19 protein-coding genes are annotated in these 21,161 nt (G+C 67.8%); 13 read left to right on the top strand and 6 right to left on the bottom strand.

From position 1 onward, the window contains the following. Positions 1 to 34 precede the first annotated feature (34 nt). From rpmG to ACM1PE_RS20070, 4 genes are all read left to right on the top strand, one after another. Positions 35 to 202 (top strand): 50S ribosomal protein L33, encoded by a 168-nt coding sequence (rpmG, locus tag ACM1PE_RS20055; protein WP_003810296.1) that lies wholly within the window; start codon positions 35 to 37, stop codon positions 200 to 202. A 180-nt stretch (positions 203 to 382) separates the two neighbouring features. Then, positions 383 to 1,606 carry an ABC transporter substrate-binding protein gene (locus ACM1PE_RS20060; RefSeq protein WP_419340769.1) on the top strand — a complete coding sequence of 408 codons (1,224 nt, stop codon included), beginning with the start codon at positions 383 to 385 and terminating at the stop codon, positions 1,604 to 1,606. Further along, positions 1,606 to 3,495: an ABC transporter permease gene (locus ACM1PE_RS20065; protein WP_059371753.1), complete on the top strand. Its 1,890-nt coding sequence runs from the start codon at positions 1,606 to 1,608 to the stop codon at positions 3,493 to 3,495. Before ACM1PE_RS20060 ends, ACM1PE_RS20065 begins: the two co-directional genes overlap by 1 nt. Then, the gene (locus ACM1PE_RS20070; RefSeq protein WP_251881268.1) at positions 3,492 to 4,256 is read left to right on the top strand and encodes an ABC transporter ATP-binding protein; all 765 of its coding nucleotides are present in this window, start codon (positions 3,492 to 3,494) and stop codon (positions 4,254 to 4,256) included. The genes ACM1PE_RS20065 and ACM1PE_RS20070 overlap by 4 nt, the downstream gene beginning before the upstream one ends. A 19-nt stretch (positions 4,257 to 4,275) precedes the next feature. On the opposite strand, the gene ACM1PE_RS20075 is transcribed toward ACM1PE_RS20070, so the two are convergent. The 4 genes from ACM1PE_RS20075 to ACM1PE_RS20090 form a co-directional block, all read right to left on the bottom strand. After that, positions 4,276 to 6,033, bottom strand: coding sequence for a SulP family inorganic anion transporter (locus ACM1PE_RS20075; protein ID WP_059371751.1), 1,758 nt, complete (start codon positions 6,031 to 6,033; stop codon positions 4,276 to 4,278). A gap of 128 nt (positions 6,034 to 6,161) precedes the next feature. Continuing rightward, entirely contained in the window at positions 6,162 to 7,034 is an 873-nt protein-coding gene (locus ACM1PE_RS20080; protein ID WP_419340770.1) for a phosphonopyruvate hydrolase, read from the bottom strand. Between the two features lie 81 nt (positions 7,035 to 7,115). Then, positions 7,116 to 7,664, bottom strand: coding sequence for a hemerythrin domain-containing protein (locus tag ACM1PE_RS20085; RefSeq protein ID WP_118934666.1), 549 nt, complete (start codon positions 7,662 to 7,664; stop codon positions 7,116 to 7,118). A gap of 12 nt (positions 7,665 to 7,676) precedes the next feature. Continuing rightward, positions 7,677 to 8,837, bottom strand: coding sequence for a D-alanyl-D-alanine carboxypeptidase family protein (locus tag ACM1PE_RS20090; RefSeq protein ID WP_118934668.1), 1,161 nt, complete (start codon positions 8,835 to 8,837; stop codon positions 7,677 to 7,679). Between the two features lie 304 nt (positions 8,838 to 9,141). Here ACM1PE_RS20090 and ACM1PE_RS20095 point away from each other — a divergent pair, with 304 nt between their 5' ends. The 9 genes from ACM1PE_RS20095 (at position 9,142) to ACM1PE_RS20135 (ending at position 18,722) form a co-directional block, all read left to right on the top strand. Continuing rightward, positions 9,142 to 9,612, top strand: coding sequence for an HU family DNA-binding protein (locus ACM1PE_RS20095; protein WP_054451206.1), 471 nt, complete (start codon positions 9,142 to 9,144; stop codon positions 9,610 to 9,612). Positions 9,613 to 9,768: 156 nt separating this feature from the next. Beyond that, positions 9,769 to 10,281 carry a MarR family winged helix-turn-helix transcriptional regulator gene (locus ACM1PE_RS20100; RefSeq protein ID WP_118934670.1) on the top strand — a complete coding sequence of 171 codons (513 nt, stop codon included), beginning with the start codon at positions 9,769 to 9,771 and terminating at the stop codon, positions 10,279 to 10,281. A gap of 41 nt (positions 10,282 to 10,322) precedes the next feature. Beyond that, positions 10,323 to 11,543: an MFS transporter gene (locus ACM1PE_RS20105; protein ID WP_419340771.1), complete on the top strand. Its 1,221-nt coding sequence runs from the start codon at positions 10,323 to 10,325 to the stop codon at positions 11,541 to 11,543. 85 nt (positions 11,544 to 11,628) lie between these two features. Further along, entirely contained in the window at positions 11,629 to 14,286 is a 2,658-nt protein-coding gene (gene leuS / locus ACM1PE_RS20110; RefSeq protein ID WP_059371747.1) for a leucine--tRNA ligase, read from the top strand. Positions 14,287 to 14,297: 11 nt separating this feature from the next. Continuing rightward, positions 14,298 to 14,960, top strand: a complete 663-nt coding sequence (lptE, locus tag ACM1PE_RS20115) for an LPS assembly lipoprotein LptE (RefSeq protein WP_059371746.1) — start codon at positions 14,298 to 14,300, stop codon at positions 14,958 to 14,960. Continuing rightward, a complete protein-coding gene (gene holA / locus ACM1PE_RS20120; RefSeq protein ID WP_059371745.1) occupies positions 14,961 to 16,016 on the top strand; it encodes a DNA polymerase III subunit delta in 1,056 nt (351 codons plus the stop codon). Between the two features lie 115 nt (positions 16,017 to 16,131). After that, the gene (locus ACM1PE_RS20125; protein ID WP_059371744.1) at positions 16,132 to 17,412 is read left to right on the top strand and encodes a glutamate-5-semialdehyde dehydrogenase; all 1,281 of its coding nucleotides are present in this window, start codon (positions 16,132 to 16,134) and stop codon (positions 17,410 to 17,412) included. A 139-nt stretch (positions 17,413 to 17,551) separates the two neighbouring features. After that, positions 17,552 to 17,929, top strand: coding sequence for a hypothetical protein (locus tag ACM1PE_RS20130; protein WP_280016886.1), 378 nt, complete (start codon positions 17,552 to 17,554; stop codon positions 17,927 to 17,929). 4 nt (positions 17,930 to 17,933) lie between these two features. Then, positions 17,934 to 18,722: a fumarylacetoacetate hydrolase family protein gene (locus ACM1PE_RS20135; RefSeq protein WP_059371742.1), complete on the top strand. Its 789-nt coding sequence runs from the start codon at positions 17,934 to 17,936 to the stop codon at positions 18,720 to 18,722. Positions 18,723 to 18,775: 53 nt separating this feature from the next. Here the strand turns inward: ACM1PE_RS20135 and ACM1PE_RS20140 are convergent, their stop codons facing one another. Together ACM1PE_RS20140 and ACM1PE_RS20145 are read right to left on the bottom strand one after the other, a co-directional pair. Further along, a complete protein-coding gene (locus ACM1PE_RS20140) occupies positions 18,776 to 20,191 on the bottom strand; it encodes an amidase family protein (RefSeq protein ID WP_059372748.1) in 1,416 nt (471 codons plus the stop codon). Between the two features lie 90 nt (positions 20,192 to 20,281). After that, on the bottom strand, positions 20,282 to 21,151 hold the full coding sequence (locus ACM1PE_RS20145; RefSeq protein WP_059371741.1) for a LysR family transcriptional regulator: 870 nt from the start codon (positions 21,149 to 21,151) through the stop codon (positions 20,282 to 20,284). Positions 21,152 to 21,161: the final 10 nt, after the last annotated feature.

A 21,161-nucleotide genomic window follows, 5' to 3' on the forward strand; every position in this document is an offset into this window, starting at 1 on the left:
GCCTCCCCGCCAATCTACATACTAGGAGCACGACATGGCCAAAGGTATCCGCGAAAAGATCAAGCTCGAGTCGACTGCCGGCACGGGTCATTTCTACACGACCACCAAGAACAAGCGCAACATGCCCGAGAAGATGCTGATCAAGAAATTTGATCCGGTCGCTCGCAAGCACGTTGACTACAAGGAAACCAAGCTGAAGTAATTCAGCCGGTTTTCCCGCAAGACGAAAAGGCCCTGCACCGCAGGGCCTTTTTTCGTTTCCGGGCGGGCGCTGCGCGCCGCGCCTGTCTATTGCCCCGGGGCGAAGGCCCATGTTCCAATTGGGCCGCTGTCATCCGCCGCGCCTGCTGGCGCCAGATTCCTTCTCCACGCGATACCTGACATGTTCCGTCCCTGCCTCACTCTGTTGCGCCGCGCCGTGGCGCCGGCACTCCTGGCCCTGGCGCTGACTTCCGCCGCCTCGGCCAAGGACAAGGAGCCGCCCATCCGCATCGGCGAGATCAACAGCTACAAGGCCATCCCCGCCTTCCTCGGCCCCTACAAGAAGGGTTGGCAGCTGGCGCTGGAAGAGGTCAATGCAAGCGGCGGCGTGCTGGGCCGAAAGCTGGAAGTGATCTCGCGCGACGACAACGGCAACCCCGGCGATTCGGTGCGCGCGGCCCAGGAATTGCTGGCCAGCGAAAAGGTCGAGCTGCTGTTCGGCGGCTTTCTTTCAAATACCGGCCTGGCGCTGACGGATTTCGCCAAGCAGCAGCAGGTGTTCTTCCTGGCGGCCGAACCCCTCACCGACAAGATCACCTGGCAGGACGGCAACCGCTACACCTACCGCCTGCGCCCCTCCACCTGGATGCACGTGGCGGCGCTAGCCCCCAAGGCGCTGGCCTTGCGCAAGAAGCGCTGGGCCATCGTCTATCCCAACTATGAATATGGCCAGTCCGCCGTGGCCACCTTCAAGGCCATGATGACTTCGTTCCAGTCCGACGTGGAATTCGTCGCCGAGCAGGCCGTGCCGCTGGGCAAGGTCGATGCCGGCGCCGTGGTGCAGGCCCTGGCCGACGCCAAGCCCGACGCGATCTTCAACGTGCTGTTCGCCGCCGACCTGACGCGCTTCGTGCGCGAAGGCAATACCCGCGGCCTGTTCGAGAACCGCGCCGTGGTGTCGGTGCTGTCCGGCGAACCCGAATACCTGGAGCCGCTGGGCGCCGACACGCCCACTGGCTGGATCGTCACCGGCTACCCCTGGTACGCCATCGACACCCCGGCCAATAACGCCTTCGTCGAAGCCTACAAGAAGCGCTACAACGAAACGCCCAAGGTCGGCTCGGTCGTGGGCTACGCGTCCCTCATGTCGATCGCCCAGGGCCTGAAGGCGGCGGGCGAAGTGGACACGGAAAAGCTGGTCGACGCGTTTGCCGGCCTGAAGGTGGACACGCCCTACGGCCCCATCCAGTACCGCAAGATCGACCACCAGTCGACCATGGGCGTGTACGTGGGCGTGACCGCGGTGGAAGACGGCAAGGGCATCATGAAGGATTTCGCCTACATCGACGGCGCCCGCCTGCAGCCGCCTGACGAGCAAGTGCGCAAGATGCGTCCGGCGCACTGATGAGCCTGTCCGGGCTGCTGCTGCAGCTGCTCAATGGGCTAGCGGACGCCAGCGCGCTGTTCCTGGTCGCCGCCGGCCTGTCGCTGATCTTCGGCGTCACGCGCGTGGTGAACTTCGCGCACGGCTCGTTCTACATGCTGGGGGTCTACCTGGCGTGGACCTTCACCAACTACTTCGGCGACGGCGCGGGCTATTGGGCCGGGCTGCTGCTGGCGGCGCTGGCCACGGGCCTCATCGGCGCGGCCGCCGAATGGCTGGTGCTGCGGCGCCTGTACCAGGCGCCCGAACTGTTCCAGCTGCTGGCGACTTTTGCGCTGGTGCTCATCATCGGCGACGCCGCGCTGGCCATCTGGGGGCCGGAGGACCTGTTCGCGGCGCGCGCCCCCGGCCTGTCCGGCGCAGTCCAGATCCTGGGCCGGCGCTATCCCGAGTACGACCTGCTGCTGATCGCCGCCGGCCCCGTGGTGCTGGGCCTGCTGTGGCTGCTGCTGATGCGCACCCGCTGGGGCCGGCTGCTGCGCGCCGCGGCGGAGAACCGCAAGATGCTGGCCGCGCTGGGCGTGAACCAGGCCTGGCTGTTCACCTCGGCATTCACCCTGGGCGCGTTCCTGGCCGGCCTGGGCGGGGCGCTGGCGGCGCCGCGCGTGCCCGCCACCCTGGGCCTGGACCTGGAAATCATCGCCAGCGCCTTCGTGGTGGTGGTGGTGGGTGGCCTGGGTTCGATTCCCGGCGCCTTCCTCGCCGCCCTGCTGATCTGCTCGGTCAAGGCATTGTTCGTGTTCCTGGGGCAGGTGCAGATCGGCCCCTGGCTCTTCAATCTGTCCAAACTCACGCTGCTGGCGGAATTCGCCGTGATGGCCGTGGTGCTGGTCGTGCGGCCCTGGGGCCTGCTGGGCAAGCCGCCCGAGCCCGCGGCGCACGCCGCCGCGCCCGAGCGCCCGATCGCCCCGGCCGGCCGCGGGCTGCGGCTGGCCTATGGCGCGCTGCTGGCGCTCCTGCTGCTGGCGCCGGTGGCGGCCGCGCACAGCCCCTATCTGGGCATCCTGCTGACCGAAATCCTGATCGCCGCGCTGTTTGCCGCCAGCCTGCATTTCCTCACCGGACTGGCCGGCATGACCTCGTTCGGCCATGCTGCCTGGTTCGGCCTGGGCGCCTATGGCGCCGCGCTGCTCCTGAAGCTGGCGGCCGTGCCGATGGAAGCGGCGCTGCTGCTGGGCCCCTTCGCCGCGGCATTCGGCGCCCTGCTGTTCGGCTGGTTCTGCGTGCGCCTGTCCGGCGTGTACCTGGCGATGCTGACCCTGGCGGTGGCGCAGATCCTCTGGGCGCTGGCCTATCAATGGGATGACGTGACGGGCGGCAGCAACGGCCTGATCGGGCTGTGGCCGTCGGCCTGGCTCGCCCAGGGCCCATGGTTCTATTACCTGACGCTGGCGCTGTGCGTGGCCGGCATCGCCTGGCTGCGCCGCCTGGCGTTCTCGCCGCTGGGCTATGCGCTGCGGGGCGTGCGCGATTCGGCGCTGCGCGCCGAGGCGCTGGGCATGGATACCCGGCGCGTGCAATGGGCGGGCTTCGTGGCCGCGTCCTTTGCCGCCGGCCTGGCGGGCTCGCTCTACGCGTTTTCCAAGGGCAGCATCGCGCCCGACACGCTGGCCGTGAGCCGCTCCGTGGACGGACTGGTCATGGTGCTGCTGGGCGGGTTGCAGACGCTGGCCGGCCCGCTCGTAGGCGCGGCGTCCTACACCTGGCTGCAGGATGCCGCCGCGCGCAGCACCGAGTACTGGCACGCGGTGCTGGGGCTGGCCATCCTGGCCCTGGTCATGGCCTTTCCCGAGGGGCTGGCCGGCGCCGCCGCGCGCCTGGCCGCGCGCTGGAACAGGGGGCGCGCATGAATACCGCCCCCTTGCTGCAAGTCCGCGAACTGCGCAAATCGTTCGGCGGCATCGACGCGTTGGCTGGCGTGTCATTCACGCTGGAAGCCGGCCGGATGCTCGCCCTGATCGGCCCCAACGGCGCCGGCAAGTCCACCTGCTTCAACGCGCTGGGCGGGCAACTGCGGCCCGACTCGGGCTCGGTGCTGCTGGACGGCCGCGAACTGGTGGGCTTGTCGGCGGGCAAGATCTGCCGGCTGGGCGTGGGGCGCACCTTCCAGACCGCCGCCACCTTCCGCTCCATGACGGTGCGCGAAAACGTGCAGACGGCGCTGCTGTCGCGCGACCGGCTGCTGCTGAACCCCTGGCGCCGGGCCACCCGGCACGCGGCCGAGGAGGCCATGGCGCTGCTGTCGCAGGTGCAGATGGCGGACAAGGCGCAGGAGCACTGCGGCACGCTGGCCTACGGTGACGTCAAGCGGGTGGAACTGGCGATGGCCCTGGCGCACCAGCCGCGCCTCTTGCTGATGGACGAACCCACGGCGGGCATGGCCACCAATGAACGCCATGCGCTGATGCGGCTGACGCGCACGCTGGCGGACACCCAGCGCATTGCGGTCCTGTTCACCGAGCACAGCCTGGACGTGGTCTTCAAGCATGCCGACCGCATCGCGGTGCTGGTGCGCGGCAGCCTGCTGGCCGAGGGCGAGCCCGCACAGATTGCGGCCGACGAGCGGGTCCGCGCGGCCTATCTGGGCACGGAAGCGCCGCAGCCGGCCTGAGCCGGCCGCGCACGCGGCCTCAGTCGTTCCTCAGCCCGTTGGGCTGGCATTCCCAGAAGATCTTGGCCTGGCATCCCTCGCAGATGCCACGGTCCAGCTTGGCGTAGATCGTATGCAGCGCGGTGGCCTTGTCGGGAAAGACATGGTCTTCGCCCAGACGCTGCAGGAAGCCCGTGCGGCGCCACATGTCCAGCACTTCCGGCCGCGGGCGGTGGAAGTACAGATCGCCGCCCATGGCCCGCCTGGCGGCAAGCTCGTCTTCCCAGACCTGCGCGCCGGCCATGTCGATGAAGTTCATGCTCTTGGCCATTACCAGCAGATGGCGCGGCGCCCCCGGGGCCGCGCGCAGCTCGTGCAGGCGCTGCGCCACGTGCGTGGCGGCGCCGAAATAGACCGAGCCCTCCATGCGCAGCAGCTTCAACTGCGGGCATTCTGGCAAGGCGTCCTGCGCATGCTCCAGCACCACGAAGCGCCGCTCCAGTCCGCGCGTATCGAAGCCCATGGTGCGCATCGCGGGCCGCGAAGTGCGGTGCAGATAGACCATCAGCGACAACACCGTGCCCAGCAGGATCGCCACTTCCATGCGTATGGTGATGGTGGCGGTCAGCGTGGCGGCGGCGATGACCGCTTCGCCGCGCTGGGTCCGGATCAGTTGCCGCCAGCGCGGGATATCGAACAGGGTCCAGGCCACCAGCAGCAGCAGCCCGGAAATCGCGGCGTGCGGGATCATGGCCAGAAGCGGCGCCGACAAGGCCACCAGCGCCACCAGCAGCAGGGCCGAGAACACGGACGCCAACGGCGTCTTGGCGCCAGCCTCGTAGTTGGGAATGGACCGGTTGAGCGACCCGCAGGACAGGTAGCAGGAGAAGAATCCGCCCACGATATTGGACAGCCCCTGCCCCACGAATTCGCGGTTGGCGTCGATGCGCTGGCCCGAACGCGTCGCCACGGCCTTGGCGATGGAGATGGATTGCGCCAACGCCACGATGGTCAGCGCGAAGGCCACGCTCAGCAATTCGGGCAAGGCGCGCCAATCGACGCTGGGAATATGGAAAGGCGGCCAGGGCTGGGCCAGCGCGCCCAGCACGGACACCGGCGCGCCATCGGTCAGCGCGTTGAAGGCGGCGGCCGCCAGCGCCCCCGCCGCCAGGCCCGCGAGCATGTAGGGCTTGCGCTTGTCGAGCCGCCGCACCAGCAGCGCCACGGCCAGGGTGGTCAGCGTCACCAGCAAGGCGCCCCAGTGCACCTGCGCCAGATTCGCGGCCAGGCTGGCCAGCAAGGCGCCCGCGCCATGCGCGTCCGGCGCCGGCATGCCCAGCGCGTCCTTCAGCGCATGCACGGCGATCAGCAGGGCCGCGCCGCTGGTGAAGCCGAACAGTGCCGATGGCGAGATGAAATGCGCCAGCGAGCCCAGCCTGAGCGTGCCCACCAGCCATTGCATCAGCCCGACCAGCACGGTCACGGCCAGCGCCAGCTGGATGTAGCCCTGACTGCCGGCGACCGCCAGCGGCGTCAACACCGCATAGAGCGCCAGCGAGTTGGCATTGGTCGGGCCCGACATGACATGGCGGCTGGACCCGAAGAGCGCCGCGACGATACAGGGCACGATGGCGGAATACAGGCCGTACTCGGGCGGCAGGCCCGCCAGCATGGCGAACGCCACGCCTTGCGGCAGCACCAGCAGCGCGCCCAGCAGGCCCGCCGTCGCATCCGCGCGCAAGGTCCGCGCATTGACCTCGTCCACCCACGAGCCGAACAACCGGCGCGCGACGCTCATCCCCCCCTGCATCATTCTTTCTTGTCCCTCGGCATCTGCTTTCTGATTGGTTCCGCCTGCGGCGCACAGGGCTGGCGGCGGGTCGCCTAGCGTAATCGCTAGCGCCCCTTGCGCGCAACGCGTCCCGCTTACTTCAGGTAACGGCGTTCCAGCTCCCGCATGTGGGCGTCGCCCTGCAGCGCAATGATCTCCTTGACCGCCGGCAGCGCCGCGTCCACCTGGTGGATGCCGCCATCGCGGCGGATGCGGGCGAACACGTCCCGCATCGCCCCCACCGCGGCGCGGATGGCGTGGTTGCCATAGATGACCAGGCCTACCTTGCCCAGCGCCTGGATATCGGCTTCGCGCAATTGGGGATAGGCGGTAGGCACCAGCACCAGCGGCGCGCGCCCTTGCCATGCGGCCACGAACGACAGGATCTCGTCGGGCGTGTTCTGCTTGGAATGAATCAGGATGGCATCCGCTCCGGCGGCTTCATACGCGCGGGCGCGGGCCAGCGCCTCCTGCTCGCCAGCGCCCGCGATCAGGGCCTCGGTCCGGGCGATCACGCAGAAATCCGCATCGCGGCGGGCGCCGCGGGCGGCTTCGATCTTGCCCTGGAATTCCTCGACCCGCACCAGTTCCTGCCTGCCGGCCGCGCGCAGGCTGGTGTCCTTGGGAAAGGTCTTGTCCTCCATCACCACCGCCGACACACCCGCGGCTTCATACTGCGGCACCATGTACGCGACATTGATCGCGTTGCCGAATCCGGTGTCGATGTCGGCGATGACGGGCACGTCCACCGCGGCGGCGATCGCCCGCATCATGTCCAGATGCTGTGAGGGCGAGAGTATGTTGGCGTCGGGCACGGCATAGCTGGCCGACAGCTCGAAGCCGCTGCCCCAGATGGCATCGAACCCGGCCTCCGCCGCCAGCCTGGCGGACAGCGGGTTGTGCGCCGACATGGCGTGCATCAGGCGGGGATCCTGCAATTTCTGGCGGAAACGGGCGTTTCTGTTCATGGCGGGCAGGTAGGCGAAAACCCGGCGCGCCGCGCGCCGGCTGCGGCCATCGTAGCGCCAATCCCCGCGTTGCCCGAAACTTCAGCCGGCCTCGCCGCCGCGTCGCGCCTTCATGGCCTGCCCGATGCCGGCCAGCGCATCGTCCGGGATCAGCCGCGCCGCCATCGGCAGCAGTTCGCTTTCTTCACGCTGGATATGCGCGGCGTAGGCATCGGTGAAGTCCTGCACCTGCCCCGGGGGCAGATCGGCCTGGCGGCCCGCCGCGATCTCGGCGAGCACCCGGCGCAAGGGCTCCCAGCGCTGCGCCAGCTGCCGGTGCTCGGCCACCAGACCGTCCACCAGCGCGTGCAGACAGACGGCGTCGGAGCCGGCCATGGACTCGATCAGGGCCGGGAAGAGGTCCTCTTCCTCGTCCTCGTGGTGGTGCGCGGCCGCGGTATCGAAGTAGCGCATGACGCTGGCCGCCGCGGTTTGCGCCGCGGCGTCGCTGCCATGCACCGGCAGGTGCGCGGCAAGGCGTCCCAAGGTCGCGCACTGGCGGGAAATGCGGCCGTGGCAGGCCGACAGCAATGCCAAGGGATCATCCGCGCCCGGCGCCGGGGCCGGACCTCCAGGAAAGCTCACCGCCATCGCACACCTCCGTTATCCGGCGTGGCCACGCCACCACAAGCGGATGGAATCCCACGCGCGTCCCGCGAATCCGGCCTCGGCCACCGGTTCCAGCGCCACCACCGGAAACTGCATGGCGGGTTTGCCGTCCACCAGCACACGCACCGCGCCGACTGCGGACTGGGCCGCGATCGGCGCAATCAGCGGATCCTGCGGCGTCCAGACCGGTTCGACCTTGGCGCCCGCGGGCACCGTCACGTACGCATCGCGCGCGAATCCGGCCTTCAGGCTGTCCTGCTCGCCCTTCCAGACCTCGGGCGTGGCGACCGCCTGGCCGCGCGCGTACAGCTTGATGGTATTGAACCCCTGAAAGCCCCACTCCAGCAACTCGCGGCTTTCCTGCGTGCGCAGCTTGTCCGACGCCGTGCCCACCACCACCGTGATGAGGCGGCGCTGGTCAGCGCCGTTGGGCCGCTGCGCGGTGGCGACAATGCAAAAGCCGGCCGATTCAGTGTGCCCGGTCTTCAGGCCGTCCACGCTGGGATCCAGCCACAGCAAGCGGTTGCGGTTCGGCTGCGTGATCTTGTTGTACGTGAAATGCTTGGCCGAATCGTAAGTCTTGTAGAGCTGGGGAAAGTCGCGGATGTAGCGCGTGGCCAGCACGGACAGGTCGCTGGCGGTGGAGTAGGTCCCGGGATCCGGCAGGCCGTGCGGGCTGGCGAAATGCGTGGCGTGCAGGCCGAGCCTGGCGGCGGTTTCGTTCATCCGCGCCACGAAGGCCTCGACGCTGCCCGACACGGCCTCGGCCAGCGCGATGGCCGCGTCGTTGCCCGATTGGATCATCAGGCCGCGCAACAGATCGTCCACCGACACTTTCGAGCCCGGCTCCAGGAACATCTTCGAGCTGCCCGCCGGCACCTTCCAGGCGCGGGTCGACACCGTGACCATTTGCGCCGCGGACAGCTCTTTCTTGCTGAGCGCCTCGAACACCACGTAGGCCGTCATGATCTTGGTCAGGGACGCTGGCTCGATGCGGGTCGTCGCCGCATGCGACGCGATCACCTGTCCGCTGGTCTCGTCCAGCAAGAGCCAGGCCTTGGCCGACAAGGCCGGCGCGGGCACCGTTTGCGCCACGGCGCCCGACATGCACGCGGCCGCGACGATCAGGCTCGCCGCCAACTTCTTCATCAACATATAACTGCTTCGCTTCCATGCTTGGTTTTTCCCGCGCGGGTCTCGCGCAGGGCACGCAATTGGAACACGCTCGACGCAGTTGGTTCAGTGCCGCAGGCATTTGAAAAGATGCGCGATGAATGTCACGACATCTTGCTGGAGCCCTTCTACAAAGCACTTTCTGTGTCGAAAACAACAAACAAGGGCCAAAAACCCGCTAGAAAACCGCATTAATCGCCACTCTTCCGCTATCATCGGCCGCGTAGCGTCAAACGCCGATACCCGGCACGCGCTGCTCCATGACCTCAACATACGGATTTTGACCATGGCCACGAAAGCAAAAGCTCCTGCCAAGAAAGTCACCAAGCCCGCCGCCAAGGCGCCCGCAAAGAAGGCAACTGCTGCCAAACCCGCTGTGAAGCCCGCTGCAAAGCCGGCCGTCAAGAAGGTCGTCGCCGCCAAGAAGGTCGCTGCTGCCCCCAAGGCCATCAAGGCTGCTCTGAACAAGACCCAGCTCATCGCCTACATCGTTGAGCAATCCGGCGTTGAAGCCAAGTCGGTCAAGGCCGTCCTGGCCAGCCTGGAAACCTCGGTGCTGGGTTCCGTGGACAAGAAGGGCGCCGGCGAATTCACGCTGCCCGGCCTGTTCAAGGTTGCCGTGCAGAAGGTTCCCGCCAAGGCCAAGCGCTTCGGCAAGGATCCGTTCACCGGTGAAGAGCGCTGGTTCCCCGCCAAGCCGGCTTCGGTCAAGGTGAAGGTTCGCCCGCTCAAGAAGCTGAAGGACGCCGCGCAGTAATTCGCGCGTAGTTCCGGTCAAGCCGGAAGGGCCCGCCTCGCAAGAGGCGGGCCCTTCTTTTTTGGGCTGCGGCCGGCGCGCGTGCGGCGCATGGGCCTGCCCTCTCAATTTATCTTCATGTTAAGATACTTCACGTAAAAATAAATCCCCAAGCCCATGAATGACCTCGTCGATCTGGTGATCTCGCAATGGACTGCCGAATGTCCCGCCCAGGACTTCGCCGCCATGTCCGTCGTCACCCGCGTATTCCGCCTGAACGCGCTGGCGGCACGCAACGTGAACCGCAGCTTCCGCAACTATGACCTGCACCAGGGCGAATTCGACGTGCTGGCCACGCTGTACCGCAGCGGCTCGCCCTACGCGCTGAATCCGCAGAAGCTGGTGGAGGCCCTGCTGCTGACCTCCGGCGCGATGACCAACCGGCTCGACCGCCTGGAGCAGGCCGGCCTGCTCACGCGCAGCCCCAATCCGGAAGACCGGCGCGGCGTCATCGTGTCGCTCACTACCGAGGGCTTGCGCACCATCAAGCTGGTGCTGAAGGACTATCTGAAGGACCTCAACGAACTGCTTGAACCGCTGTCCGCAGCCGAGCGCAAGCAACTGGCCGGCCTCCTCAGGAAGCTGCTGATCAAGCAGGACCAGGAAACGCCTGGCGGCATCGGCGCCTGAGCCGGGCCTTCTTCCGCAGCCATCATCCCCGATCCAGATCCATGACTTCCGCTACCCAGTCCTCCCAGACGCCAGCCCTGACCGCGCCCATCCTCCTGCTGATGTCGGTCGCCACCGGCCTCGCCGTCGCCAGCAACTATTACGCGCAGCCGCTGCTGCATACGATCAGCGAGCAATTCTCGCTGTCCAGCGCCACGGCGGGCAGCATCGTCACCACCGCGCAACTGAGCTATGCGGTGGGCCTGATGCTGCTCGTGCCCCTGGGCGACATGTTCGAGCGGCGCAGCCTGATCGTGCTGATGAACCTGCTGTCCTCGGGCGGACTGCTGATTTCCGCCTTCGCCCCGAACATCGGCGTGCTGATCCTGGGCACGGCGCTGACGGGCATGCTGTCCGTGGTGGCCCAGATCCTGGTGCCTTTCGCCGCGACGCTGGCCGCGCCGCACGAGCGGGGCAAGGCCGTGGGCACCGTCATGAGCGGACTGCTGCTGGGCATCCTGCTGGCCCGCACCGTCGCCGGCGCGCTCGCCGACGTGGGCAGTTGGCGCACCGTGTACTGGGTGGCCGCCATCCTGATGCTGATCATGTCCGCGGCCCTGTGGCGCCTGCTGCCGTGCCACCAGAGTCCGGCCGGGCTGAGCTATCCGCGCCTGCTGGGCTCCATCCTGCGCATGTTCGTCGAGGAACCGCTGTTCCGCGCCCGTTCGCTGCTGGGCGGCCTGCTGTTCGCGGCCTTCAGCATGCTGTGGACTCCGCTGACCTTCCTGCTGGCCAGCCCGCCCTATCAATACAGCAACACCACCATCGGCCTGTTCGGCTTGGCGGGCGCCGCCGGCGCCTACGCCGCCAATCGCTTCGGCCGCCTGGCCGACCGCGGCCTGGGCAACCTGGCCACCCGCGTCGGACTGCTGTTGCTGCTGGGTTCCTGGGGACTGATCGCATTCGGCCAGGTGTCGGTGCTGGCCTTGCTGGCCGGCATCCTGGTGCAGGACTTGGCGATCCAGGGCGTGCACGTCACCAACAGCAGCGCCCTCTACCGGCTGCGCCCCGAAGCGCGCAGCCGGCTGACCGCCGGCTATATGACCAGCTACTTCATCGGCGGCGCATCCGGTTCGCTGGTATCGTCCTGGCTGTACGCCCATTTTGGCTGGCCCGGCGTGGTCACGGCGGGCGCCGTTCTCGGGGTGATTACGCTGGCTTATGGCGCCCTTGCGCCCAGCGCGCGCATCCCCGAAACGGCTCCGTCCCCTGCCCGCGCCTAGCACCTCCTATAATCAGGGGTTTTGGCCGCCTCCGCGCCCGCGCGGCGAGGCGGCTCACCCTTTTTTTGCCATCGTGCACGAGCCCATGCAGGAACGTTACCTCCCCAATACCGTCGAAGCAGCCGCCCACCAAGACTGGCAGGCCCGCGACGTCTACCTGGTCCACGAACACGCCAAGAACGCCGACGGCTCCGAAAAGCCGAAGTTCTACGCCTGCTCCATGCTGCCCTACCCCAGCGGCAAGCTGCACATGGGCCACGTGCGCAACTACACCATCAACGACATGATGGCCCGCCAGCTGCGCATGCGCGGCTATAACGTTCTGATGCCCATGGGCTGGGACGCCTTCGGCATGCCGGCGGAAAACGCCGCCATCAAGTCCAAGGTGCCGCCGGCGAAGTGGACGTACGACAACATCGCCTACATGAAGAAGCAGATGAAGGCGATGGGCTTGGCGATCGACTGGTCGCGCGAAATGTGCGCCTGCGATCCCCAGTATTACAAGTGGAACCAGTGGCTGTTCCTCAAGATGCTGGAAAAGGGCGTCGCCTACCGCAAGACCCAGGTCGTCAACTGGGACCCGGTGGACCAGACCGTGCTGGCCAACGAACAGGTCATCGACGGCCGCGGCTGGCGCTCGGGCGCGCTGGTCGAAAAGCGCGAGATCCCCGGCTACTACCTGCGCATCACCGATTACGCCGACGAACTGCTGGGCGCCGTCCAGAACGACCTGCCCGGCTGGCCCGAGCGCGTGCGCCTGATGCAGGAAAACTGGATCGGCAAGTCCGAGGGGCTGCGCTTCGCCTTCCCGCACCAGATCGCCGGCCAGGACGGCCAGTTGATCCAGGACGGCAAGCTGTACGTCTTCACCACCCGCGCCGACACCATCATGGGCGTGACCTTCTGCGCCGTGGCGCCGGAACACCCCCTGGCCACGCAGGCCGCCCTCTCCAATCCGCAACTGGCCGCGTTCATCGAGCAATGCAAGCTGGGCGGCACGACCGAGGCCGAAATGGCCACGCGCGAAAAGGAAGGCATGCCCACGGGCCTGTACGTCACGCATCCGGTCACGGGCGCCGAAGTCCAGGTCTGGGTCGGCAACTACGTGCTCATGACCTACGGCGATGGCGCCGTGATGGGCGTGCCGGCGCATGACGAGCGCGACTTCGCCTTCGCCAAGAAATATGACCTGCCCATCGTGCAGGTCGTGGACGTGGCGGGCAAGGAATACTCCACCAACGCCTGGCAGGAGTGGTACGGCGACAAGCAGGCCGGCCGCACCATCAATTCCGGCAAGTACGACGGCCTCTCCCACAAGGAAGCGGTCGACGCCATCGCCGTCGACCTGGGCGCGCAAGGGCTGGGCGAAAAGCAAACCACCTGGCGCCTGCGCGACTGGGGCATCTCGCGCCAACGCTATTGGGGCACCCCCATCCCCATCATCCACTGCGCGGATTGCGGCCCGGTCCCGGTGCCGGAAAAGGACCTGCCGGTGGTCCTGCCCGACGACCTCATCCCGGACGGCAGCGGCAACCCGCTGGCCAAGAACGAGGCTTTCCTGTCCTGCTCCTGCCCCAAATGCGGCAAACCGGCGCGCCGTGAAACGGACACGATGGACACCTTCGTGGACTCGTCCTGGTATTTCATGCGCTATACCTCGCCGGGCAACGACCAGGCCATGGTCGACGCGCGCAATGACTACTGGATGCCGATGGACCAGTACATCGGCGGCATCGAGCACGCGGTGCTTCACCTGCTGTACGCCCGCTTCTGGACCAAGGTCATGCGCGACATGGGCTTGCTCAACTTCGACGAGCCCTTCACCAAGCTGCTGTGCCAGGGCATGGTGCTGAACCATATCTACTCGCGCAAGACGCCGCAGGGCGGCATCGAGTACTTCTGGCCGGAAGACGTCGAAAACGTCTACGACGACCGCGGCGCCATCGTCGGCGCCAAGCTGAAGTCGGACGGCTCCGCCATCACCTACGGCGGCGTGGGCACGATGTCCAAGTCCAAGAACAACGGCGTCGATCCGCAATCGCTGATCGACACGCTGGGCGCGGACACGGCTCGCCTGTTCGTCATGTTCGCCAGCCCCCCGGAACAGACCCTCGAATGGTCGGACTCCGGCGTCGAAGGCTCCAACCGCTTCCTGCGCCGTCTCTGGTCCATCAGTTACGGCCAGCGCGAGGCCATCGCGCGCGGCCTGGCCCATGGCGCCGATTGGGCGCAGGCGCCGGCTCCGGTCAAGGATCTGCGCCGCGAAGTCTACGGCCTGCTCAAGCAAGCCGACTACGACTACCAGCGCATCCAGTACAACACCGTCGTGTCGGCGTGCATGAAGATGCTCAACGCCATCGACGACGCCAAGCTGCCCGAAGGCGCGGCCGCGGACGCCGCCTACGCCGAAACGCTGGGCGTGCTGCTGCGCGTGCTGTATCCCGTGGTGCCGCACATCACCTGGCACCTGTGGCGCGACCTGGGCTACGCCCACGAGCTGGGCGACCTGCTCGACGCGCCCTGGCCGCACGTGGACGAGGCGGCGCTTGTCGCCGACGAGATCGAGCTGATGCTCCAGGTCAACGGCAAGCTGCGCGGCTCCATCCGCGTGGCCGCCAAGGCCGCCAAGGAAGACATCGAAAAGCTCGCGGCATCCCAGGAAGAGGTCGCCCGCTTCCTGGAAGGCCGTCCGCCCAAGCGCGTCATCGTGGTTCCGGGCAAACTGGTCAACGTCGTAGGCTGATGAGGTCAAGCATGCACTTCGCCGGGCAACAAACGCATTCCCCCCGCCAGTCCTGGCTGCTGCGCGGCGCCTGCCTGGCGCTGTTCATGCTGCTCTCCGCTTGCGGCTTCGCCTTGCGGGGCGTCACGCCGATGCCGTTCGACACCTTGTATGTCGGCATTCCCGACACCACGCAGTTCGGCGCCGACGTGCGCCGTGCGCTGCGCGCGGCCTCGCCGGACACCAAGATCGTGTCCACGCCCAAGGAGGCGCAGGCCATCCTGCAGCAAGTGGCCGACACCCGCACTCTGCGGGAGGTGTCGCTGAACGCCCAGGGCCGCGTCGAGGAATACGAACTCGGCATCAACTACACGTTCCGCCTCATCGACGCCAAGGGCCGCGCCCTGATCCCGGACACCACGCTGTCGATCTACCGCGAAATGCCCTATGACGACCAGGTCGTGCAGGCCAAGCAAGGCCAGATCGAAACGCTGTACCGGGCCATGCAGCGCGACCTCGTATCCCGCCTGCTGCGCCGCATGACCGCGCCGGAAGTGCGCCACGCATTCGAAAATGCCGAAGAGCGCGCGGAAGACGGCGAGACCCCGCTGTACGACCCGACCACGCCGGATCAAAAGCGCACGCCCACACCGTGGCAGACGCCGTCCACCACCGACCCGGCCATCCTGCGTTAAATGGCACAGCCCCTGGACGCGGATCGCCTGGCCGAGCACCTGCAGCGGCCAGGCAACCGCCTGGCGCCGCTCTATACGGTTTCGGGCGACGAACCCCTGCTCGTGACCGAGGCCGTGGACGCCCTGCGCGCGGCGGCCCGCAACGCGGGCTACACCGACCGCCTGTCCATGGTGATGGACGCGCGCAGCGACTGGAGTTCGGTCACCGCCGCCACGCAAAGCGTGTCGCTGTTCGGCGACCGCCGCATCCTTGAAATCAAGATCCCGACGGGCAAGCCCGGCAAATCCGGCGCCGACACCCTGACCAAGCTGGCCGAACAGGCCGAGAAGCAGGCGGATCCGGACACGCTCGTGCTGATCGCCCTGCCCCGCCTGGACAAGGCCACCCGCGAAAGCCGCTGGGTGCAAGCCCTGAGCCGCGGCGGCATGATGGTCGATATCGCCAACATCGAACGCGGCCGCCTGCCCGCCTGGGTCGGCATGCGGCTGGCGCGCCAGAACCAGCGCGCCGACGGCGCCACCCTGCAATGGATGGCCGACAAGGTGGAAGGCAATCTGCTGGCCGCGCACCAGGAAATCCAGAAACTGGGCCTGCTCTACCCCGAAGGCCAACTGGCCGCGGAGGACGTGGAGCGCGCGGTGCTGAACGTCGCGCGCTACGACGTCTTCGGCTTGCGCGACGCCATGCTCGCCGGCGACACCGGCCGCACCATCCGCATGATCGACGGCCTGCGCGCCGAAGGCGAAGCCCTGCCGCTGGTGCTGTGGGCGGTCGGCGAGGAAATCCGCCTGCTGGCCCGCATCGCCGAAGCGCGCGCCCTGGGCCAGGACGTCAACGGCCTGATGCGCCGTCTGCGCATTTTCGGCGCGCACGAACGGCTGGCGCTGCAGGCGCTGAACCGGGTGCAGCCGAACGTGTGGCCGGCCGCCGTGCAGCATGCCCATGAGGTCGACCGCCTGATCAAGGGCCTGTCGGTGCCGGGACGCCTGTCCGATCCCTGGGAAGAAATGACGCGGCTCGCGCTGCGCGTCGCCGCCGCGGGCGGACGACCGTGAAGGCGGCATAGCCGCCGCCTTCGCCTCTCCCTCCGGCCCTGCGGCTGGAGTTCGCCCGGCCTAGCGGCCGGATATACACTGAATCTCCAGGCGGCGTCCGCGCCGCCCCATTCTCATGATCGACGCTGCCATGTCCACGTCCTCCATCGAACAAGCCATGCTCACCCTGGGCGAAAACGCCCGACGCGCCTCGCGCGCCATGATGCGCGCCACCGGCGCCGCCAAGAACCAGGCCCTGCTGGCCATGGCCGACGCCCTGGCCGCCAGCCACGACGAACTCAAGGCCGCCAACGAGAAAGACCTGGCCGCAGCCCGCAGCAACGGCCTGGAGCCGGCGCTGCTGGACCGCCTGACGCTGTCGGACAAGACGCTGGCGCATATGGCCGAGGGCCTGCGCCAGATCGCCGCCCTGCCTGATCCCATCGGCAGCATCACCGCCACCAGCGTGCGCCCCAACGGCATGCGCGTGGCGCAGATGCGCGTGCCGCTGGGCGTGATCGGCATCATCTACGAATCGCGTCCCAACGTGACCATCGACGCGGCCGCGCTGTGCCTGAAGTCCGGCAACGCCGCCATCCTGCGCGGCGGCAGCGAAGCCCTGCATTCCAACATCGCGCTGGGGCGCATCGTGCAGACTGGCCTGGCCGCCGCGGGCCTGCCGCAAGACGCGGTGCAGGTCGTCGCCACGGCCGACCGGGCCGCCGTCGGCAAGCTCATCACCATGACCGAGCACATCGACGTCATCGTGCCGCGCGGCGGCAAGGGCCTGATCGCCCGCCTGTCGCAGGAGGCCCGCGTGCCGCTCATCAAGCACCTGGACGGCAACTGCCACGTCTATATCGACGCGGCGGCCGATCCGGACAAGGCGCACGCCATCGCCTTCAATGCCAAGACCTATCGCTACGGCATCTGCGGCGCCATGGAAACGCTGCTGGTCGACGCGGTCGCCGCCGTTTCCATCTTGCCCAGCCTGGCCGCGGCCCTCACCGAACATGGCGTCGAATTGCGCGGCTGCCCGCGCACGCTGGCCCTGCTGCCGCACGCCAAGCCGGCCACGGAAGAAGACTGGGCCACCGAATACCTGGGTCCCATCCTGGCGGTGCGCATCGTCGACACGCTGGACGACGCCATCGAACACATCGCGCGCTGGGGCTCCGGCCATACCGACGCGATCGTCACCGAGGACCTGTCCGCCGCGCAACGCTTCCAGCGCGAGGTCGACTCCAGCTCGGTATACGTCAACCTGCCGACCTGCTTTGCGGACGGCTTCGAATACGGCCTGGGCGCCGAGATCGGCATCTCCACGAACCGCCTGCACGCGCGCGGCCCGGTCGGCCTGGAAGGCCTGACCACGCTGAAGTGGGTGCTCAGCGGCGAAGGCCAGGTGCGCGGCTGACCCCAAGGCGCCGCGCTGCGCGCAGACTGACGCGGCCCTGAACACGGGGCCGCGGCAAGCCTTCTACAATACGGTCAGCGATTTTCCGCAGGCTTTCTTTTCATCCGAACGCGGCGCGCCGCGTCTTCCTGAGATCCCCATGTACTCACCCGCGATGGCCATGGCCTTCAGCCTCTTCCTGCTGTGCTTCATCACGTGCACGCTCAGCGGCATCGTGCTGTTCTTCAAGAGCAAGCAGATCAACGCCGCGCTGAAGCACCCGTACCTGCAGCACCGCCCGTTCAACCAGTATCCGCTGGCGATCCAGGCGTCCATCATGCTGGATTATTTCTTCCGCCTGATGTTTCCCGGCACGCGCTTCTGGCTGATCGGCAACGCCAACGACCTGCTTACCCACGTCGATCCGAAGAAGACGCCGCTGTCGCTGAAATGGCCGATCGTCGGCTTCTGGGGTTCGTGCTGGCTCGGCCTGATCGCCATGATCGTCCTTTGGATCATGCTGTTCCTGGGAGCTTGAACCCATGCAGATCAGAATCGAAGACTATCCCGGCAGCCTCGAGGCTGCCCGCTATCTGGTCGCCGCGCGCGAATCCGGCGTCGCCGGCCCGCGCTTGCCCGCCGACTGCCGCCCCCAATCGCTGAACCAGGCCTTCGCCGTGCAGCAACGCACCGCGCAGCTGCTGCTTGAGAAGCATCGGGACGACATCGGCGCCTGGAAGAGCGCGTTGCCCACGCCCGAGAAAAGCGTGGTCGCGCCGATCTACGCCTCGACCGTCGCCTACGCCGAAGCCGGCCCTGTTGCGGCCCCGACCGAGACCGTGCGCATCGAACCCGAGATCGCGTTCGAAATTGCGCGGGACCTGCCCGCCCGCCCCGAGCCCTACACCGAAGCCGACGTGGACGCGGCCATCGGCGGCGCGCGCCTGGCCCTGGAAGTGCTGGGCTGCCGCTATGCAGCCCCGGAACATGCCAGCCTGCCCGAGCTCCTGGCCGACCATATGTTCAATCAGGGCCTGGTGCTGGGTCCGCGCATCGCATCGCCGCACGATGCGCCCGGCGCCTTGAGCATCACGCTGTCCGTGGACGGAGTCGAAACCGAGCAGCACGCGGGCATCCACCCGAACGATCACCCCAAGGCCGGGCTCTACTGGCTGGCCAATTTCCTGCGCGAACAGGGCCTGGGACTGCGCGCCGGCCAGCACGTCATCACCGGCTCCTACGCCGGCTTCCTGGACGTACCCGCCAACCGCGACCTGGAACTCGCCTACGGCGACCTCGGCGTCCTGCGCCTGCGGTTCAGCAAGCCCTAGCCCGGCCGTACGCCGAGCTTGCGTCCCATGCCCGCCTTGTCCGCTCTCGCGGACTAGCGGGCCGCTGGCTGCGCGATATCGATGGGCGCTGCGCCCGCCTCGATGATTTCCCCCACATCCAGACACAGGTCCTCGCGGTAGCGTCCCGCCAGCACCTGCACGCCGACCGGGCTCGCGCCCGCCTCGCTCATCGCGCTCCCCATCGCCACCGACAGGCCCGGCAAACCCATGAACGGCACGCCGATCTGCGTCATCTGCGCGCGCCAGACGCGCGCATACGCGGCATCGCCTTGCAGGTCGAGCTTGTCCGGGAACGGCAGCTCGGCCGACACGGGCAACAACAATACGGGATACTCGGCGAAGAACTGTTCCCACAGGCGGGTCAGCGTGGCGCGCCGCGTCAGCGTGGCCGAAAAACTGGCAAGGTCGGCCCCGGCCGCCCTGTCGCGCTGGCCTGCAAGCGCCACCAGCGCGCCGCGATCCCCTTCTTTCTCGGCGGCGGCCACCATGGCGTCGTAACCATCGGCCAGCCACATGCGGATCTGCAGGTCCGCCGCCTCCTGCATCGGCGGCACCGCATCCAGCGTGTCCACCGTCCAGCCTGCCTCGCTGAGCCGGCGCGCGGCTTCCTGCAAGGCCTTGACCACGGCGGGCTGGGTGTCCATGCCGTCCGGATTCAGGCACAGCGCGGCCCGTCGCGGCGCCTCGGCTCCCACCAGGGGAGCAGGCACCCACCAAGGATCGCGCGCATCCCGCGCCGCCAGCGCGGCCAGGCCCAGCCTCAGGTCGGCGATGCTGCGCCCCAGGGGCCCGGACACCGCGGTCAACTGGCCGCCGATCGAGCGTTCCGGCAGCGCGGCGTTGTAGGCCGCCACGCGTCCCAGGGACGGCCGCAGGCCGTGCACGCCGCAAGCATAGGCCGGATAACGGATGGAGCCGGCGATATCCGTGCCATGCGCCAGATGCCCGATGCCGGCCGCCACCGCGGCTGCCGCGCCTCCCGACGAGCCGCCGGGCGTCAGCGCAGGATTGCGCGGGTTCAAGGTATCGCCATGCAGCGCATTGCCGGTGAACCAGCGCAAGGAAAACGCGGGCGTGTTGGTGCGGCCCAGGATCACGGCCCCCGCGCGCAGCAGATTGTCCACGACAGGGCTGTTCTGCGCCGCGATCAAATCCTTCTGCAGCTTCACGCCATTGGTCGTGGCGTAACCCGCCTGGTCCACGTTGATCTTCACCGTGACAGGCACGCCAGCCAACGGCCCCGGGTCTTCGCCACGCGCAAGCATCGCATCCACTTGCGCCGCTTGGGCCAGCACATCGTCCGGGCGGTGGTCCACCACGGCATTGATCGCGGGATTGACGGCATCCAACCGGCCCAGCGCGCTTTGCGCGGCCTCGCGGGCGGACACCTCGCGCTTGCGGATGCGGGCGGCAAGCTCAACTGCGGACAAACGCCAAAGATCGGACACGCGCGACTCCTGAATCATGGTTGCATTGAAGGATCAGGCAAACCTTAGCGCCTGCCGCGCCTGCCCACAAGCCGCCCCCGGCCAGGAACGCTACTCGTCTTCTTCGAAGACCTCGACTATTGCGTCGGCCACGGCGCGCACGCGGGCCGTGCGGTTCAGGTCGCCGTGCATCACCAGCCACAGGTCGTAGGGTTCGCTGCGCGTCGGCCAGATGCGTACCAGCTCCGGATATCCGGGCGCCATGTGCGTAGGCACCTCGCCGATGCCCAGCCCGGCCGCGACCGCTTCGAGAATCATCAGGCCGGAGTTCAGCTCCATGCCGATGCGGCCGTTGCCCGTGGGTTCGCCGCAGAAGGTATCGGACCATCCCGGCAGCACCGCCTGCTGGTACGTCACCAGCGTGTGGCCCGCGAACGCCGTGCCCGGCCGCGGCTCGCCATGCGCGGCCAGGTAGGCCCGCGAAGCGTACAGGCCGACCTCCTTGCGCGTCAGGTGGCGGTGGATCAGATCCGGATTGTCCGGCTTGATGTTCCGTATCGCCAGGTCGGCTTCGCGGCGCGTCAGGTTGCTGATCTGGATGGCCGTGGACAGCACCACGCGGATGTCGGGGTGTTGGGCATGCACGCGCCGCACCGCTTCCATGATGTAGTAGCTGGCCACGGTTTCCGAGGTCGCCACGCGCACCACGCCGGACAGGCGATGATCCAGCCCCTGCATCTGGCGCTGCAATTGGTCCGCCGCCTGCTCCATGCGTTCCGCAGCCGCGAACGCCAGTTCGCCGGCCGCCGTGGGCACGTATCCGCCCGGCGTGCGCAGGAACAGACGCGCATCCAGCGAGGACTCCAGCGCCGCCAGTCTGCGCCCGGCGGTGGCCTGGTCGATCTGCAGCAGCGCGGCGGCGCCCCGCAAGGTTCCTACCCGGTAGATGGCCAGGAAGATCCTGGCATTGTCCCAGTCCATGGCGATCTCT

This window comes from Achromobacter sp. PD1 (assembly GCF_048541815.1).
GTDB classification, from domain to species: Bacteria; Pseudomonadota; Gammaproteobacteria; order Burkholderiales; family Burkholderiaceae_B; genus Achromobacter; species Achromobacter bronchisepticus_A.